Raw genomic sequence first — 19,137 nt, forward strand, 5'->3', positions numbered from 1 at the left:
CTAAATAAACTAACAATGACAAATAACTGGAAATATGCTTTGCTGGTAGCTGCCATGTTCCCTACGGCAGCGGCATTTGCACAGACTGGCGATCAGGGCCGCAGAGCCGTAGAGCTGGAGCGCTATCAGGAAGCTAAGTCTATTTATAAATCTCAATTGAACAACAAGAACGCTGACAATGCCTATTTTGCATTAGGTGATGTATACCTGCGTTCTGACAATGTTGACTCTGCTGCTTTTTATTTTAATCGCGGTTTGGCCAATAACTCTAAGTCTGCTATTAACATGGTAGGCCTTGGTAAGGTAGAGCTTGCTAAAGGAAACCGTTCTGCTGCTGAGAAGCATTTTTCTGATGCGATGAAGCGTGGCAAAAAAGACTCTTATGTATTGACAAGCATTGGCGAAGCTTATTTGATGGCGCCTGAAGCTACTGAGCAAGATTATAACAAAGCAATTGAGTACCTGAAGCAGGCAATTGATCGCGACAAGAACAATGCTGAGGCTTATTTGCTGATGGGCGATGCTTACTTGAAATTAGGAAATGGTGGTCAGGCTATGACTAGCTATGACAATGCTGTTCGTATCAACGATAAGTCCCCTAAGACACACTTAAGAAGAGGTCAGCTATATACAAGCTCACGTAATTATAATGAAGCTGAAGAAGCTTATAAGAAGGCAATTGAGCTTGATCCAAAATATGCTCCAGCTTACAGGGATTTGGGCGAGCTTTATTACTTCGCTGGTCAGTATGACAGAGCATTATCTACGTTCAAGCAGTATGTAGATATGTCAGAGAATACTCCTGCTACACGTGCTAAGTATGCATCTTTCCTTTTCTTAACTAAGGATTATGAAGGTACATTGCGTGAAGTTCAGGAAGTTTTGAAGACTGAACCGAATAACAAGACAATGAACCGTCTGTTGGCTTATTCTTACCTGGAACTTGGAAAACCAGAAGAGGCTCTCAAGGCAATGGAGAATTACCTGAGCAAGGTTGATCAGAATAACCTGATCGCTAGTGACTACGAATATTATGGCAGAATATTGGCTAGAAATAACCAACCTGCTAAGGCCGTACAAAACCTCGAGAAAGCTATTTCATTGGACCCTACCAAAGCTGAGCTTTACTATGACTTGGCTAACATGTATGCCCGTGAAAAGCAGTTTGATAAAGCTGTAGAGGTTTATAACAGAAAGCAGGAGAAACTAGGTGCTTCAAACACTGATTACTTCCACCTTGGCAATGCTTATATGATGGCTGAGCAGTATGAGAAGGCTGACGAGACTTACAAGAAGATCACGGACGCTAACCCTACTTATGCTTACGGTCACATCTGGAGAGCTCGTGCACAGTCTAACATGGACCCTGAAACGGAAAAAGGCTTAGCGAAACCTCACTACGAAGAGTTTATTAAGCTGACTAATGGTGAGAAAGAAAAGTATAAGAAGGAGCTAATTGAAGCTAACACTTATTTGGGTTACTACTTCTATCTGAAAGGTGAGCGTGATAACGCTATCAAGCACTGGACAGAAGTAAAAACATTAGACCCTACAAATACGCAGGCTGAAACAGCTCTTGCTGAGATTAACAAGACGACTGCTACTAAGAAGAAACGTTAATCGTCTTTAATAGCATATATAAAAGCCCGCTCCAGATGGAGCGGGCTTTTTGTTTTAAAGGGACTCTACTACTTATAGCCTCATCTTACTGATTTTCATAAAGAGACCATTTCTCTAATGCAGATTGGAAGTCCTGAGGAAGATCTGAATTAAATTGAATGAACTCCTTTGTAGTAGGATGTACAAAGCCAAGTGATTTAGCATGTAAGGCCTGACGCGGCATCAGTTTAAAGGCATTTTCTACAAACGTCTTATAAGATCCAGTAGGCATACCTTGCAGAATCTTATCGCCGCCATATGTAGCATCTGAAAACAGGGGATGTCCCAGGTACTTCATATGTGCTCTTATCTGATGGGTACGTCCTGTTTCAAGATTGCACTGTACCAAAGATGTATACTTAAACTTTTGGAGAACTTTATAATGTGTAACGGCATGTTTCCCAAATTCGCCATTTGGGTATACGGTCATTACTCTCCGGTCTTTGGCACTACGTCCTACATGCCCTACAATTGTACCTTCATCTTGCTTTGGTATGCCCCATACCAGTGCATAATAGGTCCGCTCAATTGTATGTTTGAAAAACTGTTTCGCCAGATAAGCCATACTATATTCTGTCTTCGCTATCACCAGCAAGCCAGATGTGTCCTTATCTATGCGATGAACCAATCCGGGACGACCTTCCCCATTACGAGAAGTGGGTAGCTGCTGCAGGTGGTAAGTTAGCGCGTTTACCAGCGTACCAGACCAGTTATTAAACCCTGGATGCACCACCATACCTGGCTCCTTGTTGATAATAAGGAGCTCGTCATCTTCATAGAGAATGTTAATAGGGATATTCTCCGGAACGATCTCAGTGTCCCGAGGAGGTGTCGCCAACGTAATAGTGATTACATCCAGTGGCTTCACCTTATAGCTTACTTTTACCGGCTTTTGGTTTACCTGTACTGATTCAGAGCGTATGGCGCCTTGTAGCTTATTACGGGTTACATTGGGCAGCCGGTCCATCAGGAACTTGTCGATGCGCAACAGCGCCTGCCCTTTATCCACCACTATCCGATGGTGCTCGTATAATTCATCCGAGTCCTCTATACTGCCCTGCTCTTCTTCTTCAAAGTCAATCACGGTACTAGATTTAGGTATAAACAAAAAGAAAGCCGAGGTATAGAACATCGGCTTTCCTGAACTCACAAAGGAGTGTTAATTACTTTTTCTTCTTCGCTGGCGTAGTAGTGGCTGGCTTAGCAGCAGCTGGTTGCTGTTGTGGCTGCGCCTGCTGTGCAGCTGCTGGCTGCTTGTTAGGGTCTACACCCAATTTCTTGAACACCAGGTTATTGATGTTGCCACTGTCAGGACCTTCCAGAATAGCCTGCTCGCTCAAGATGTAAAGGTAGCCGTTTTCTTTTGCTACTTCTTTGATTGCATTCTCGATCTTTACAAGTACAGGCTGTATCAATGACTGCTCTTTGTCGCGAATAGACATCTGGGCATCGTACTGGAACTTCTGGATAGACTGCTCCAGGTTCATCAGCTCACGCTCTTTGTCTTCACGCACCACTTTGTCCATGGTAGAAGCACCTTTCTGGTAAGCCTGCAATTTAGTATTGTATTCATTTTCTTTAGTTGAAAACTCTTCCTGCAGTTTCTTACCATAGATTTCAAGATCCTTCTGCATAGCCATTCTTTCCGGCATCTTGCTCAGTATCTCTTCCACATTAGCATATCCTATCTTAGTCGCTTGCTCGTTAGTCTGTGCAAAAGAGGCAAAGCTGATAAAGAAAAACGCTACTACTAAAAATTTGATTTTGTTCATGATTGGATGGTTAATTTGTTATTCTTGTTGTTTAGTTGTTTGACTTCTTTTTTGTTGGAGGCGGCGTTTTCTGCCTGTTTTGCTGTGTCTGATTCTCTTCGTTCTCTATACCTGTTTCAGGCAAACTATTCGGATCATCCACTAACGCATCTGCCGGCCGTTTGCCAGGGACATTCTGTTTATCTGTAGCAAGTCCTAGCTCTTCCAGTACATACTCAGTATAGTCGTGTACAGGATTGGTGTAGATCATGATCAGGTCACCTGACTTATCAAATACCGTTTGCAGGCCCCTTGCCTTAGCTACTTTCTCCACAGCCGTAAAGACTTCATCCTGTATTGGTCTGATCAAGTCCTGGCGACGCTTAAACATCATACCCTCAAAGCCGAAGACCTTACGCTGGTACTCCCGCACTTCATTCTCTTTGCGGGTTAGCTCTGCCTGGCGCTTCTTTTTCATCTCTTCTGTGAGAAGCACCTCTTCAGCTTTGTAGTCTTCTTTCATCTTTTCTACTGCCTGGTACATCCCCTCTATTTCCTTCTGCCAGGCCGCACTCTGCTTATCCAGCTCTACCTGCGCTTTGCCGTAGGCCGGCATCTTGCTCAGTATAAAGTTAGAATCAATATAGCCAAACTTCTGCGCCTGCGAAACAGTCGTTAAGAAAAACCCGGCTAAAAAGATGAACAAAAACTTTTTCATACTAATTCATTATCGTATCTGCTGTCCGATCATGAAGTGGAATTGGCCACGTTTCATTTCCGGACGTCCAGGCACATCATCAAATCTCCAGCCGTAATCAAAGCCTAACAGACCAAAGGCTGCCATGAAGATACGCACACCCACACCACCTGAGCGATACAGCTTAAATGGATTGTAGCGGTCGTAAGAGCCGAAGCTGTTACCTGCTTCCAGGAATGCCAGACCGTAAATGGTGGCACCCGGATTAGGAGAAATCAAGTACCTGGCCTCCGTCACAAATTTGTTATAAGCAATACCACCTGTGTTGATTAAAGTCGCATCCGGATTATTGATCACAGACTCGTCATCGTAACCACGCAGACCAATGTAGTCGGTTCCTACAAAGATGTTAGCACCACCCAAGCCATTGCCTCCTAATCTAAAACGCTCAAAAGGACCAATGCTTGTCTTAGAGCTGTAGTTATTGACGAAACCAAAGTGGGCTCGTGTGTTCAATACCAAATTCCCTGCCAAATTCATAAAGAATGATCCATCGAACATCCATTTATTGAATTCAACGAACTCATAGTTGTTACGCTGCTCAGAAAACAGGGAGTACGGAGGCGTCAGGTTCACACTGAGTGAAATATTAGAGCCCCTTCTTGGGAAGGTAGGGTTATCAATACTTACTCGCGCCAGTGTCGTGTTAAATGAGATACTGTTAGAAACACCGTTGTTAAAACCACCAAACAGGTTGAAGTTTTTCAGGGTATAGCGGTTATAGCTCAGGGAGTGACTCAGCTGGAAGAAGTTATCCGGCCATTCTAGCCTTCTACCTAAACTCAGCGCAGCACCATCAACATTCAGGCGACTGTCCACTTCTGCTCTTGGATCACGGCGAATGGTCTTAAATAAGCTCATCGTAAGTGAGTTTGGTTTACGCCCACCTAGCCACGGCTCAGTGAATGAGAAAGAGTAAGACTGGTAGAAACGCCCGTTAGCCTGTACGTTCAGGGACAAGCGCTGTCCATCACCACTCGGAAGTGGTCGCCACTCCGACAGCTTAAGCAGCTTACGGGTAGAGAAGTTGTTCAGCGTAAGGCCTACTGTACCTACTGCTCCAATTGGACCACCCCAACCACCTGAGAGGCTGATTTGATCATTAGGGCGCTCTGATACAGAATAGTTAATATCCACCGTTCCTTCTTCCGGATTCGGCATTGGATTCAACCCAATTGTCTCCGGATCAAAGTAGCCCAGGTTAGCCAATTCATTACGGGAGCGAATCAGGTCGTCGCGGCTATATTTCTGACCAGGCAGGGTACGAATCTCGCGAAGTACCACATGGTCGCTTGTCTTGGTGTTGCCGGTTACCGTTACTTTACTGATCGTAGCCTGAGGTCCTTCTGAGACACGCATTTCGATGTCTATTGAATCGCCATCTACGGTCACCTCAACCGGATCAATGTTGAAGAAGAGATAACCGTCATTCTGGTACAGCGCTGATACGTCTACTCCGGTTGGGTTATAGTTCAGACGCTTGTCCAGCTCTTGCTTATTGTACACATCTCCTCTGGCTATACCTAGCACTCGGGTCAGGTACTCATCATCATACAGGTAGTTGCCGTTCCAGGTGATGTTTCGGTAATAATAGCGGTTGCCTTCATCCAGGGTGATGCGTATACCGAGGCGGTCTTCCGTTATATTATACACACTATCTGACACGATGGTCACATCACGATAACCCTCTGAGTTGTAGAAGTCGAGCAGGAGTTGCTTATCATTTTCATACTCAGAGCGCTGGAACTTAGAGGAAGTGAATATTTTATAGAAGCGCTTCTCTTTTGTCTTCTTGAGCTGACGACGTAGCTTTTTGTCAGCAAAGGCCTCATTACCTTCAAAAATGATTTCAGAGATCTTTACCTTATTGCCTCTATCAATATTGATATTGAGCACAACACTGTTTGGGATCAGCGAGTCAGGGCGCTGCACAATGTTGATCTTCGCGTTGAGGTAACTTTTCTCAGCGTAGTATTTGCGGATAATGTTACGCGTTTGGTTTAGCACAGCATCTGTTACTGTCTTTCCCCTGATCAGATTGATCTTTTCACGAAGTGCATCCTGCTGTGATTTGTTGATACCGTTGAATTCAAAACGGGACAGACGCGGGCGTTCCTTCAGATCGAAGTTCAGAAAGATTTGGTTTCCTTCGATTCGGGTAACGTATACATCCACATCCCCCAAAATGCCTTGATCCCACAACTTCTGAATGGCGCGGCTTATATCTTCGCCCGGTACCGTGATTTCGTCGCCAACTTTTAGACCTATAATACCGGTGAGCGCAGTTGGATCCAGAAATTTGATTCCTGTAAACTCAATTCCACCAATGCGGTACTGCTGAGGCTGAGCGTAGTCTATCTTATTGCCCTGTGCTTGATTATTCAGAACTTGTGAAGAAGCTGTGCCTGTCATTAGCAGAAACACAAGCACCCAGATGCATCTTGTCATTAATATGTTCACTTTGTTAGTTGTTCACTTGTCTTGCCAAAGCGGCGTTCTCTTCTCTGGTAGGCACATATGGCTTCGTAGAGATGCTCTTTGCGAAAGTCAGGCCATAATAGCTCGGTAATAAATAGCTCCGTATAAGCCAGTTGCCAAAGCAAAAAGTTGCTGATACGCTGCTCTCCGCTCGTACGGATCAATAACTCAGGATCTGGCATACCTGCTGTAGAGAGGTACTGTGCTACAGTAGCCTCGCTTATATCAGCTGGCGCTATAGTACCATGACCCACTTCAACTGCGATCCGTTGCATAGCCTGCGCAATATCCCAACGACCGCTATAGCTTAAGGCGAGAACCAGAGTCATTCGGGTGTTACCCTTTGTTATCTCTATCGCTTCTAGCAGCTCCTTTTGGCAGGCTTTCGGCAAGCTTTCAGTATTTCCGATCGTTTGCAGGCGAATGTTGTTCTTATTGAGAGTCGCGGTTTCTTTTCTGATAGTAGATACCAGCAGTTGCATCAGCGCAGAAACTTCTGTAGCGGGTCTCGACCAGTTTTCTGTAGAAAAGGCGTATAGGGTAAGATACTCGATTCCCATCTCCGCCGCAGACTCGACTGTTTCGCGCACAGCTGTGATAGCACTTTGATGGCCGAAAATTCGCAAGCCACCGCGTTTCTTTGCCCAACGTCCATTTCCGTCCATGATAACGGCAATGTGTCTTGGCAAATTGTCTAAATCTACTTGTTCCCTAAAATTCATTAAACCACAATTTCCTTGCAAGTTACAAAAAGCAAGATAATTTAATGAAATTTTAGCGGGTTAATCTAGTATTCCGGCTTTGCGTTTGTAAACAGGTGGGCAGTTAAGTCGGTATAGCGTGTATGAAAGGCTTATACCATTGTAGAAGTACATATCCTTATCAAATGGGTTAGCATAAGCCTTAGAGTTGCCAGCGCCTAAATCGGCAGCCAACAGCCCAGACCCATTCTCTTGTAGGTAGTCCAGGTTATCTGTAAACATAAAACGAGGACCAAACTCCAGACCCAGGTTCCAGTGCTTACTCAAAGCATACTTCACCCCTACTCCAAAAGGAATTGTAACGGTAAATTTGTTGTCGAATGGCTCCATCACATCGCCCTGACGGGTTAGCTGATGGTTAAAATTGAGCAGAGCTGCACCTAAGAAAAAATAAGGTGATACGCGGTGCGGTTGACGGATGTCAGCATAATAGTCAAGGAAGTTGTACTCTATACCTAGCGAGAACTCCAGCATACTCAGCTTTAGCTCCGTGTCACGCCAATCGTGATGGGGTAAATTCTGTGACTCGTCTTTGAACGCCTTGTCGTTAAAAATGCGGTGGCTACCCATAAAGGCAGCCTTTAGTGTAATGGGAGCAGAAATATCATGACGATAGAAGATCGTCATAGCAGGCTGATTGTTCAGAAAGCGATAATTGGGCGATATCTCACCAACATAATTAGCTCCACCAATGCCTGCACCAATCTCACTGGTAGTTACAGGCTTAATCTGCTGCAGCTGTGCCTTAGCAGTATTGCATAAAAAGACGCTCCCAATTTGCAGTAGTACACAAATAAGGAGCGTCTGTCTGAATGTATTCAAAATCATGTAAACTTATTTCGGAGTTTAGGAAAACAACGCACTATACTCCGTTATATTATCTGAATTTAGGTCTTCTTACACGTGGGTTCAAGATATAGTTCAGGCCTAAGCTTGTTTGGATGTACCAATCATTGTCAGAGCTGTTACCGCGTGTACGGTTATTGCTTGTACCATATGGACGCAGACGGCTAAAACCATTAGGTTCTGTGATCAAATCATTTGTGAAGCCTGATTCAGCGCTTCTATCAGAGAAAATCACAGAAGCATTGCGGTTGTCTACTCTATTACCCTCACTTAACAGCACATTTTTATCTACGTGGGCTGTACTTACGTCATCCAGATAGTCAGTGAAAGTAGCTCTCCAGCCTACTTCGAAGCTAAAGTCCCAGTTACGATCCAGTTTGTATCTTACGCCAAGGCCAAATGGAATGGCAACCTGCACGCGGCTATAAGGACTGCTTACAGTACCCGGATGATCTACGAACTGACCTTCTGTACCAAGCGGCTGCAAGGCATACCATCCGGAAGGAATATCCTGATCAGCTGACAAGCCTGGGTGAGAGCCATTTTCATAATACGCTTTCGGGTTGTGGTGCATTACTGCCACACCGATGAAACCATAAGGCACGAAGTCTGGACGACGACGGTAATAGTTGCGGTTTTCGAAAAGGTCAATGATCGCTACAGCACTTAGTTCTTTGATATCGTTGCGGAAAGACAGATTACGTCTGAATCGGCCTAAGTTCTCACCTTCATCAGGTCCGGCTGCTAGGGCGTCATCACCCGCAATGCGGTTCCAGTTGAAAGCCACACGCGAAGAAATACGAGGGAAGTGACGATGCGTGTAGTTAATACCTACACTCGGACGAGTAGACTTGATACGCATACTCGTGAAGTTAGGCTGAGGCACCAGGTCGCCGAAGTAGTTGGAAGCACCAAGTTGGATACCCACCGTCGAGTACTCCTTCCTTTTTGTAAAGCGCTGTGCTTCAGCCTCAATGGCTACAGTACTAAGCACAACAGTAAGTAATAAAAACAGCGTAGTAAATTTCTTCATAGCGAACCAATTTCTTTTAAGCGTATTTCCGCAGGCTTATAATTCATCCAAATTAAACCATTGTGACAAAAATAGAAATAATTTTCTGGTATAAAAATTTGTATATTAAATATTGAATATAATTTACCTGAAAATATTTGTTCTTTTATCAAGACCCCAGTTTAACTTGCCACGCAATGTGGTCAGGAAGTTTACGTGATGCAGCTTAACAAGCCTGGCAACAAAATTTTCACGCCGCACCGCTATCTGAACTGACATGTCTACTGGAACGGACCTCGAGTCGAGCGAGGCGAGGTATGTGCTGCTACGCCCTTCCACCTCAAAAGAGATAACGCTCCGGTCTGACACGATCATGGGCCGCACATTCAGGTTGTGAGGGCATACGGGTGATATGACGAAATTGTTAGTCTGTGGCAGCACCAGCGGACCGCCGCAACTCAGTGAGTAGCCCGTCGATCCGGTTGGGGTGGCTACAACTAGCCCGTCAGCCCAGTATGTGTTCAGATACTCCCCATCTATATACGCATGCACGGCTATCATGGACGAGGAATCGCGCTTGAGCAAACTAAACTCGTTAAGCCCAAAGTTGATGCCATCAAAGATCTCCAGGTCGGAATCCACCCGGATCAGCGCCCGGTCATCGAAGGTATAGTGGCCTTTAAAAAGTGCATCAAGGGCTAGGTTTATACTGTCGTGCGCGATGGTAGCCAGAAAGCCGAGTCGCCCTGTATTGATACCTAAGATCGGAATCTGGAGCGCCCCGACATAAGTGACTGTATCCAACAGTGTGCCGTCACCGCCCAAGCTCAACACAAAATCAACTCCGTCCAGGTTATCGCCGCGGGTGAAGGTCTGTATACCATCTGGCAGGTTAATGCGGTTCTGCAGAAAAAGGCTGAAGTGCTCCACCACCATTAAATCAGTTTTCCGGCGCTGTAACTCGTCAAACAGATTCTGGATAAAAGGCCCGTACTCCTCGTCGAAGGGTTTTCCCAGTATAGCTATCTTCATATCATTTCTTTTATGTTAGAAGGGAAAACGACCACTAAAGTAGAAACCGCCTGTCCCCTCACGGTTGATGGTATACTCTGCCCGAAATACAAAGTCATAGAATGTGACCATATGCAGGCCTGCTCCCGCTCCAGCCAGAAGCCGGTTTGCCAAAGGATTGCCTTTATTGAAAACATCATCGACTACGTAACCAGCATCAGTAAACACATTGGCGTACAGAGCCAATGGCACTTTGTTGAACTTAGGGCTCCGAATAAACTTCAGATGAACTCCCTCATGCTGAAACAGCTCCCGGGTAAGCCCCTGCTTCAATAATCCGAAGTGCTGCCCTCCTACTACCTGTAACTCGTACCCCCTTACCATCGAGCGAAAGCCTAATGCCACATTATCAGCGTAAGCATACCTTTTTGAGAGCCTGGCTTGCGCTTCGCCACCCACAAAATAATAATATTTGCCCGATATATGGCGATAATCTACATACCTTGCGCGCAAGGTTGTGATAGGTGTCCCGTTTCCGTTCACAAAGAAAGTCTGTGCTGCGATCGCTTCAAAATAACTGCCCGTAAGCGGATAGATAAAGGAGTTGCGCAGGTTCACTACTTTGGATAACTCCACTCGCAGATATTGCCGGTCGTGTGTACCACCGTCATAATAGGATGGATTCAAGGCCAGCACCGTATCAGCCACCTGCTCATTCACATAGGTAAGCCTAAGTCCTTCTTGTCGTTGCACGCTTTGCCGGTGCGTGAGGCCGGTGGTGAGTAGTGTGCGCTGAATAGGTACGCCACTCTCCTGCACGAAGAAACGTTGCCGGTTATCGAGGGTTCGGTAATCGATAGCGCGACTGCGGTAGTCCGCTATGCCGAAGTCCATACCCAGCTTGTGAGCGCGACTGATATACGGCACCCGGTAAATGAACTCTAATCGTTTGTTAAATCCCTGTTGCAATCTGATGCGCACTTCTTCATTACGACCTCTGAAGTTACGCTTGATCAAATTGATACCATAGTCGACACGCCCCCAATCGCGGCGCTCGAGCCAGGCGTTGAAATTGCGGTCAGCTAAGTCGAAGATAGGTATAGGGTATAGGTACCAGCGCTCCTGCATGGCATATGTGACGGCGACCTGTCCTTCGCGACAGGTATAGGTATAGCCTACTTCATGAAACAGACGCAGATTGAACAGCCTTCTGCGGTTTTCCTCCAGTCGCTTTTCCAGCTCATCCGTCAATATGGTGTCTCCGGGAGCTATATTCAATTCAAAAAGAAGCATGCGACTTTTACTGACCTCATTGCCTTGAAAACTGATACTGTCTATCACAACAGATTGGGTATAGCAAGGCTGAGCCACCAAGGTATGCCAAAGCAAACTAAAGCAAAGCAGTAAGAAAGTGCGCGTGATCACGGACAGGCTTATATGTCCAGGTATTTGAATAGCATATCCAGACGGTCACGTCCTACATCGTACTTGGATGCATCCTGGAACTGCGCCGTTACCCTGTACTCGAATCGCTCTAAGGTGGCAATAATGCGGGTAAGATCTGTCGTATTAAGTTTGAGCGTGAGTTTAATGTTGTAAGGGTCTACTTCGTCAGGCGATACGTAAGCACTCAGTATCTTGACATTCTCCTCCTCTATCAAGCGGCTAATTTGCCCGAGGGAATAGTCGCGCTCCTGCATAGTTAGCACCAGTATGCTACCCTGCCCCTGCAGCGCCGACATCTGTCCAAAAGCAGCCAGCGTGTCATTGATCGTGATGATGCCCATGTAATCCTGCTCTTCGTCAAGCACGGGCACAACTTGTATTTTGTTTTTGATGGCGGCCTCCATCACATCATAGAAGTGCTGGTGGTGCATCACAAACACTTCCTGAAACTCCAGCGCTACATGCTCCAGCGTTTGGTTGCGGTCTGGCAGTTCGATCAGACTGCTTTCGGTAGCCAAGCCCATGTACTTGCGGTTACGCGACACAGGCAGTTCGTTTACGCGGAACTCATCCATCCATCGCAAAGCCTTCTCGACCGTGTCGTAAAGCTTCAGCGGTGGTATCATTTGGTTGATGAGTTCTTCTGCGATCATGTGGCTATTTCCCGTGCTTCTGTTTTGGCCAAAAATTTATCTAAGATACTGTTAAACCGCTCCGGATGTTCCATCATCGGTGCATGCCCGCACTTATCTATAAAGTATAGCTCTGAGCCTGGCATCAGTCTATTGAACTCATGCGCTACAAGCGGAGGCGTGATGGTATCGTTCAATCCCCATATCAACAACGTAGGCACTTTTATGTTTGTGATATCTTTGGCCATATTATGACGCTGCGCCGACTTGGCAATAGCGATAATACGCAGACACTTGGCATTGCTGTTAGTAATATCGAACACCTCATCCACGAGCTCTTTGGTAGCCGTATCGGGGCTGTAGAAGGTATAACCCACGCGCTCTTTCACATATTCGTAGTTGCCGCGCTTCGGGAAAGAACCACCCATGGAGTCCTCGAACAAACCTGAGCTACCCGTCAGGACAAGTCGCTTCACTTTGGCGGGATTCTTTAAGGTATAGACTAGCGCTACGTGTCCGCCCAGGGAGTTACCCAGCAGCGTTAGGTCGCTCAGATTCTTAAATTTAACAAAATCTTCTATAAAAGAAACCAGTCCAGGTACACCTGCTTTGTGAAGTGCCATTTCATAGATCGGCATCAGCGGAATAACCACACGGTAATTTTTAGAGAAATGGTCTACTACGCCATTCCAGTTGCTCAGCGCTCCGAACAAGCCGTGCAGCAACAGCAATACCTCTCCTTCGCCTTCGTCAATGTACTGAAATTCGCCTTCGTGTTTGACCTGTAGATTCATTCCTGAAATTGGTAAAAGTAATGTGATGAAAAAAATCCGGCTGCTACCGACCTGCAATATTAGCAATACTAAGCCAATTTCGCAGCATATTGAGCCCATAAGTCGTGAGCACGGCCTCCGGATGAAACTGCAGCGCATGCAGCGGCAGTACGCTATGCCTGAAGGCCATCAACTCTCTTTCGGCTGTATACGCAAGCGGCACAATACAGTCAGGCCAATGTTGCAAAACAAGCGAATGGTAGCGCACCACGGACATTTTAGAAGGAAGTCCGGCAAAAAGCGGATCGGCTTCACAAGTAATCTCAGAAATCTTGCCATGCATGGGCTTCACTCCTTTGTCAAGTCGGGCTCCAAAAAACTCACCCAGCGCCTGATGTCCCAGGCAAATCCCCAGCATAGGCACCTTGTCATGGTAGTGACGGATCACCTCCATCATTATACCGGCTTTCTTAGGCTCTCCCGGTCCAGGTGATAATACGATTCCCTCTATTGGAAGAGCTTCAATGGTCTCAAGTTTCACGTCGTTGCGCAACACATGCACCTCTACCCCTAACTGACCAAAGTAGTCAACCAGGTTATAGGTAAAGGAGTCAAAGTTGTCGAGCAGAAGCAGCATGATTTGTAAAATTTGTGGATGTGAAGCAGCGGTTGCTAACATTAACATCCTTTCCCATTGGCGGCTTAGAAAGCTATTGTCAATTTTGGTGACTGCAGCTGTACTGAAAGCTTGTAACGCAGCAACCAGCTTAGGCTAGAGCGAAGGTATAAGCCAGGGTTCTGACCGGACCAGTATAGCGCTGTACCTACTTAAAAAAACGTAAGGCTTGGTTTGATCCACAGCGTCGGGATACCTGCTCTGATACTTTCCTAAACTCTGAAAAGCACATGCCATCCCGCAGCTTAAAGCCTAAAAGTGATCCTTCAGCGAAAGCAACAGCGACTTCACAAACGGTAGCACATAACTCATTACACTGAGGGCATATGGAGTCGTTTTGACGACGAATGGATATACCATAGAGCTTGCTGCTGTTTCGGGTGTGATTGAAATACCCGCCATCTCCGAAACGTACAGCAAAAGGCTCAGAGCCAGCGTCCATTTCAGGGCACCCAGCATACCTCCCAGGATGTTGTCAAAAAGGCCAAAGGGAGTAAAGTCAATTACTTTTTTGAGCAGAATGCCCAGCACCCGCACTCCTAGAATAATCGCTACGAAGATGACCAGAAAAGTAACGAAAGGCAGCAAACCACCGGCATCGCCAATATATTCTTTCATGATGGGCAGGCCAGAGTCCAGCAGTTTCAGCCCGAGCAGAATGCCCAGCACAAGCGCGAAAAGCGAGATCAGTTCGAGCAAAAGGCCTTTGCGAAAACCCATAAAGGCGCCGAACAGAATAGGTATAGCCAGAAAAATATCGAAGGTACTCACGCGTAAAAAATTAAAGGCAGAGACGAACACCTGTCGCCACTGCCTTCAAATATAATGCAATTGCTGCATTCCCCCTAGTGGAGAGGCTGCAAAAATCGAGATATTAAAAATCGGTATTGTTGAGCAAATCACCCACGGCTTTGGAAATAGCACGACCGTCGGCCTGCCCGGCCAGTTCGCGGGAAGCGACACCCATTACCTTACCCAAGTCCGATGGGCCGGTTGCGCCCACTCGCTGTATAATGTCCAGCAGACGAATGCGCAGGTCACCCTCATCCAGCTGCTTTGGCATATACTCTTCTATCACGGCTAGCTCGGCAAGCTCTACCTGCTCCAGATCGGGGCGCTGCTGCGTGGCGTATACCTCTGCTGACTCACGGCGTTGCTTTGCTGCTTTGGTCAATAGCTTCAACTCCGTATCCTCGCTCAGACCATCGGTACCGCCTTTTTCGGTCTCAGCCAGCAGGATCTGTGATTTTATGCTGCGAAGCGCCTGCAAACGGGCTTTGTCTTTGGCCAACATCGCCTGCTTGATATCGGCTTCAATGCGTTGTTTTAAACTCATAGTCTTATTGTTGATTGATTGTTTACAGCAAGCGATGAACCTCCTGCCTTTATATTATACACTACTACGGCCAAAGCCATAGGTTATCATCTTAAGCAAATTTCCACTAATTTAGTCTTTCCGTAAGCATACGTATCACCAGCCTGCGGGCTACAACCTACATACCATGACCAAACTCAGTGTAAATATAAACAAAATAGCCACACTGCGGAACGCCCGCGGCGGTGACAGACCTAACGTAGTGCAGGCCGCTAAAGACTGCGAGCGATTCGGAGCCGAAGGCATCACCGTGCACCCTCGTCCTGATGAGCGTCACATCCGCTACCGCGACGTATACGATCTGAAAGAAGTGGTGACCACTGAATTTAACATTGAAGGCAATCCAACGCCTGATTTTCTCAAACTGGTGAAGGACGTACGCCCTGCCCAGGCTACCTTGGTGCCGGATGCGCCCGATGCCATTACCTCCAACGCCGGCTGGGACACCCTGCAGCACAAAGATTTCCTGACCGATGTGATCAGCGAACTGAAAGAGCTAGGAATTCGCACCTCTATTTTTGTGGATCCGGATGTGCGCATGATTGAAGGCGCATCGCTGGTGGGTACTGACCGGGTTGAGCTTTATACCGAAGCCTATGCCAAAGGATACCCTACCAATCCTGAAGAAGCCATACGGTCATACCTGGTGGCAGCTCAAAAAGCACAAGAATTTGGCATAGGTCTCAATGCAGGCCATGACCTGGACCTTGACAATCTGAAGTACTTAAAAGAAACCTTGCCCGGCCTACTGGAAGTGAGCATCGGGCATGCGCTGATCTGTGACGCATTGTACTTTGGGCTGGAGAATACGATTCAGCTATACCTGCGCCAACTTAAATAAAGTGGTTAAAAGCATAAGTGTAGAAGAGTTTCTGGCAAAAGCGAAGCAATTGCCTGTGCTGGATGCCCGCGCACCCAAAGAGTATGCGATCGGGCGTATACCGCAGGCCTTGAGTTTTCCTATCTTTTCGGATGAGGAGCGGGCTAGAGTAGGTACGGCTTACAAACAAGAGGGGCATGACCCGGCCGTACTGATCGGGCTCGACTTGTTTGGCCCAAAGATGTCAGGCTTTGTGCGGGAGGCAGAGAAATTGGCGCCAAGCAAAGAGCTACTGGTGCACTGCTGGCGCGGCGGTATGCGCAGTGGGGCCATGGCCTGGCTCCTAGACTTCTCGGGCTTTCAGGTATACCTGCTACAGGGCGGCTACAAGGCTTACCGGCATTACATGCAAGAGCAGATGGAGCGGGAGCGGCCGCTACTAATTTTAAGCGGCCATACCGGAAGCGGCAAAACCGATCTCCTCCCATACCTGCAACAACATGGTCAGCAGATCATTGATCTTGAAGGACTGGCCAATCACAAAGGCTCTTCTTTTGGAAGCATTGGCATGGCACCTCAACCGAGTACCGAGCACTTTGAGAACTTGTTAGGTATGGCCATGCTTGAGTTGGACACCCAGCGTCCGCTATGGCTGGAGGACGAGAGCATCAGCATTGGCCGGGTACAGTTGCCCAAGCCCCTTTTTGACCGGATGCAACATTCTCCTACTATTGTGCTCGAAGTCCCTAAAGCACTGCGTATACAGAAACTGGCCGAGGAATACTGCCGCACAGATCCGGCTATTTTAGAATCCGCCATCCTCAGAATAAAGAAACGCCTGGGAGGACTGGCCACAAAAGAGGCAGTTGAAGCCATCCATACTGGGGACATGGAAAAGATGGTCGACATCGCCCTGACTTATTATGATAAGGCCTATACCTATGAACTGGCCAAAAAACAAGCACCGTTGCGACTCCCCCTGGAAACACTGAATACGGAAGAGAACGCACGTCGCCTGATCGAATTCTCGAAACAGCATCAGCTGATTTAATACGATGGAAGAAACCAACACACAAGACATAAAGCTAACCCAGTACAGCCACGGTGCTGGCTGCGGCTGCAAAATATCCCCTAAAGTGCTCGACGCAATCCTGCACACCGACATTCACTATCCTGAGAACGAAAGGCTACTGGTTGGCAACAGTTCCCGTGATGATGCCGCTGTGTACGACATTGGCCATGGCCGTGCTGTCATCAGCACAACCGACTTTTTTATGCCGATCGTGGACGATGCCTACGACTTTGGGCGCATCGCCTCCGCCAATGCCATTTCGGATGTCTATGCCATGGGCGGAACTCCCACCATGGCCATTGCCGTGCTGGGTTGGCCCGTAGACAAGCTGGCCCCTGAGGTAGCCAAGCGTGTGATCGAAGGCAGCCGCAGCATCTGCCACGAAGCAGGTATACCATTGGCTGGCGGCCACAGCATTGATAGTCCGGAGCCTATCTTTGGACTCGCCGTAACTGGTATGCTCGATATCCCAAACCTGAAGCGAAACGATACGGCCACAGCTGGTTGCGAACTATACCTGACCAAGCCGCTTGGTGTAGGTATCCTCACCACAGCCCAAAAGAAAGCCATCCTAAAACCGGAGCATACGCACCTGGCACCACAGCAGATGATGCAGCTTAATAAAATAGGCGCAGATCTGGGACAACTACCACAGGTAAAAGCCATGACCGATGTGACGGGTTTTGGTCTGTTGGGTCACCTTTCAGAAATGTGCGAAGGCAGTAACTTGTCAGCCGAAGTATACTTTGACAAAGTGCCGGTTATACCTGAGGCGTTGGATTATCTGGCTCAGAAAGCTATACCTGGCGGTACCCACCGCAACTTCGACAGCTACGGCCACAAAGTAGCCGAGCTCACCCCGGACCAAAAGCATTTGCTCTGCGACCCGCAAACCAGTGGCGGTCTGCTGGTAGCCGTTGAACCAAGTGGCCGCGGAGAAGTGCTGCAGGTATTCCAGAAATACGGCCTACAGCTGGAGCCACTAGGCGTGCTGAATGAGCGAGGCAATGAAGAGAAGCTGATTCGGGTGGTATCATAATCCATTCTCCTCTTCTACCGTAAGCTAAGAACTGATATTGACTGATCACTGAAAAACATGAAACTACACTACAAGGAAATGGGCCACGGACAGCCGCTGCTGATCTTGCACGGACTGTTTGGTACATTAGATAACTGGGCAACTCTGGCCAAGCGACTGGCCGAGCACTATAACGTCTTTCTGGTAGACTTGCGCAACCACGGGCGCTCCCCACACAGCGAACAGCATGACTACGACGCCATGGCCGAGGATGTACTACGCCTCGTAGACGAACTGCAAATCCCAACGCCGGCCATCATGGGACACTCCATGGGTGGCAAAGTGGCGATGAACTATGCACTGAAGTACCCAACTCGCCTCACCAAACTGATCGTGGTGGACATTGCTCCAAAGGCTTACCCGCCGCACCATGACGAGATCATTGATGCGCTACAGTCAGTAGATATTAGCAGCGTAACAAGCCGTAGCGATGTGGACAAGCAGCTATCCAAAACAATATCACAGGAAGAAGTGCGTCTGTTCCTGATGAAGAACCTTTACCGCCAAGAGGACAATACCTTTGGATGGCGCATGAACCTCGATGCGATCGAAAAGAACTACGAAAAGATAGCAGCCCCAATCACATCGGATACACCTTTCAAAAAGCACACGCTCTTTATCAAAGGCGGACGCTCGCGCTACATCCTGCCAGAAGATGTGTATACCTGCATTGAGCATCTTTTCACGCTTGTAGAGGTAGAAACTATCCCGAATGCCGGGCACTGGGTTCATGCCGAAGCACCGGATGAGGTATATGACTTAGTCACAAGGTTTCTGGATACCGACTAAATATCAGGATTTCCGGGGTGAAGTATGTCTTACCGGGGTCATTTGCTCCGTATGACGGCATCTAACTGAACCTGTATGCAGCTAAATTTTAAGCACAAAGCCGCGGCCTAAAACTGCGGCTTTGTGCTTCAGGTATAGCCATCAACAGGTATAGCCCCCTTTGTAACAATTCAGTCAATTCACAATTAAACTATACCTTTG

At 47.3% G+C, this 19,137-nt stretch carries 19 protein-coding genes; 5 read left to right on the top strand and 14 right to left on the bottom strand.

Annotated features, from left to right (window positions below; genetic code table 11):
* Positions 1–15: 15 nt before the first annotated feature.
* Complete coding sequence (locus AC5FX6_RS20590; protein WP_493598844.1) at positions 16–1,620, top strand: tetratricopeptide repeat protein; 1,605 nt, start codon at positions 16–18, stop codon at positions 1,618–1,620.
* Between the two features lie 85 nt (positions 1,621–1,705).
* Here the strand turns inward: AC5FX6_RS20590 and AC5FX6_RS20595 are convergent, their stop codons facing one another.
* From AC5FX6_RS20595 to AC5FX6_RS20660, 14 genes are all read right to left on the bottom strand, one after another.
* On the bottom strand, positions 1,706–2,791 hold the full coding sequence (locus AC5FX6_RS20595) for an RluA family pseudouridine synthase (RefSeq protein WP_493598914.1): 1,086 nt from the start codon (positions 2,789–2,791) through the stop codon (positions 1,706–1,708).
* Positions 2,792–2,822: 31 nt separating this feature from the next.
* Entirely contained in the window at positions 2,823–3,431 is a 609-nt protein-coding gene (locus AC5FX6_RS20600) for an OmpH/Skp family outer membrane protein (protein ID WP_493598845.1), read from the bottom strand.
* Positions 3,432–3,462: 31 nt separating this feature from the next.
* Positions 3,463–4,128, bottom strand: coding sequence for an OmpH/Skp family outer membrane protein (locus tag AC5FX6_RS20605; protein ID WP_493598846.1), 666 nt, complete (start codon positions 4,126–4,128; stop codon positions 3,463–3,465).
* A gap of 9 nt (positions 4,129–4,137) precedes the next feature.
* A complete protein-coding gene (gene bamA / locus AC5FX6_RS20610) occupies positions 4,138–6,615 on the bottom strand; it encodes an outer membrane protein assembly factor BamA (protein WP_493598847.1) in 2,478 nt (825 codons plus the stop codon).
* 8 nt (positions 6,616–6,623) lie between these two features.
* On the bottom strand, positions 6,624–7,367 hold the full coding sequence (gene uppS / locus AC5FX6_RS20615) for an undecaprenyl pyrophosphate synthase (protein WP_493598848.1): 744 nt from the start codon (positions 7,365–7,367) through the stop codon (positions 6,624–6,626).
* A 60-nt stretch (positions 7,368–7,427) separates the two neighbouring features.
* On the bottom strand, positions 7,428–8,234 hold the full coding sequence (gene porG / locus AC5FX6_RS20620; RefSeq protein ID WP_493598849.1) for a type IX secretion system protein PorG: 807 nt from the start codon (positions 8,232–8,234) through the stop codon (positions 7,428–7,430).
* Positions 8,235–8,283: 49 nt separating this feature from the next.
* Positions 8,284–9,285, bottom strand: a complete 1,002-nt coding sequence (locus AC5FX6_RS20625) for a DUF6089 family protein (RefSeq protein WP_493598850.1) — start codon at positions 9,283–9,285, stop codon at positions 8,284–8,286.
* A 123-nt stretch (positions 9,286–9,408) separates the two neighbouring features.
* A complete protein-coding gene (locus AC5FX6_RS20630; protein WP_493598851.1) occupies positions 9,409–10,296 on the bottom strand; it encodes an NAD kinase in 888 nt (295 codons plus the stop codon).
* 15 nt (positions 10,297–10,311) lie between these two features.
* Positions 10,312–11,616: a POTRA domain-containing protein gene (locus AC5FX6_RS20635; RefSeq protein WP_493598852.1), complete on the bottom strand. Its 1,305-nt coding sequence runs from the start codon at positions 11,614–11,616 to the stop codon at positions 10,312–10,314.
* A gap of 92 nt (positions 11,617–11,708) precedes the next feature.
* On the bottom strand, positions 11,709–12,374 hold the full coding sequence (locus AC5FX6_RS20640) for a CBS domain-containing protein (RefSeq protein WP_493598853.1): 666 nt from the start codon (positions 12,372–12,374) through the stop codon (positions 11,709–11,711).
* Complete coding sequence (locus AC5FX6_RS20645) at positions 12,371–13,147, bottom strand: alpha/beta fold hydrolase (protein WP_493598854.1); 777 nt, start codon at positions 13,145–13,147, stop codon at positions 12,371–12,373. The genes AC5FX6_RS20640 and AC5FX6_RS20645 overlap by 4 nt, the downstream gene beginning before the upstream one ends.
* 43 nt (positions 13,148–13,190) lie before the next feature.
* Positions 13,191–13,763: an anthranilate synthase component II gene (locus tag AC5FX6_RS20650; RefSeq protein WP_493598855.1), complete on the bottom strand. Its 573-nt coding sequence runs from the start codon at positions 13,761–13,763 to the stop codon at positions 13,191–13,193.
* A 291-nt stretch (positions 13,764–14,054) separates the two neighbouring features.
* Entirely contained in the window at positions 14,055–14,573 is a 519-nt protein-coding gene (locus tag AC5FX6_RS20655; RefSeq protein ID WP_493598856.1) for a CvpA family protein, read from the bottom strand.
* Between the two features lie 103 nt (positions 14,574–14,676).
* Positions 14,677–15,138 (bottom strand): GatB/YqeY domain-containing protein, encoded by a 462-nt coding sequence (locus tag AC5FX6_RS20660; RefSeq protein ID WP_493598857.1) that lies wholly within the window; start codon positions 15,136–15,138, stop codon positions 14,677–14,679.
* 166 nt (positions 15,139–15,304) lie between these two features.
* Here AC5FX6_RS20660 and AC5FX6_RS20665 point away from each other — a divergent pair, with 166 nt between their 5' ends.
* The 4 genes from AC5FX6_RS20665 to AC5FX6_RS20680 are packed head-to-tail and all read left to right on the top strand — an operon-like array spanning position 15,305 to position 18,936.
* Positions 15,305–16,018, top strand: coding sequence for a pyridoxine 5'-phosphate synthase (locus AC5FX6_RS20665; protein ID WP_493598858.1), 714 nt, complete (start codon positions 15,305–15,307; stop codon positions 16,016–16,018).
* A gap of 1 nt (position 16,019) precedes the next feature.
* Positions 16,020–17,048 carry a tRNA 2-selenouridine(34) synthase MnmH gene (gene mnmH / locus AC5FX6_RS20670; protein ID WP_493598859.1) on the top strand — a complete coding sequence of 343 codons (1,029 nt, stop codon included), beginning with the start codon at positions 16,020–16,022 and terminating at the stop codon, positions 17,046–17,048.
* Between the two features lie 4 nt (positions 17,049–17,052).
* On the top strand, positions 17,053–18,108 hold the full coding sequence (gene selD, locus AC5FX6_RS20675) for a selenide, water dikinase SelD (RefSeq protein WP_493598860.1): 1,056 nt from the start codon (positions 17,053–17,055) through the stop codon (positions 18,106–18,108).
* 57 nt (positions 18,109–18,165) lie between these two features.
* Positions 18,166–18,936, top strand: a complete 771-nt coding sequence (locus AC5FX6_RS20680; RefSeq protein WP_493598861.1) for an alpha/beta fold hydrolase — start codon at positions 18,166–18,168, stop codon at positions 18,934–18,936.
* Positions 18,937–19,137: the final 201 nt, after the last annotated feature.

It is taken from the genome of Pontibacter sp. LHS2 (genome assembly GCF_058932845.1).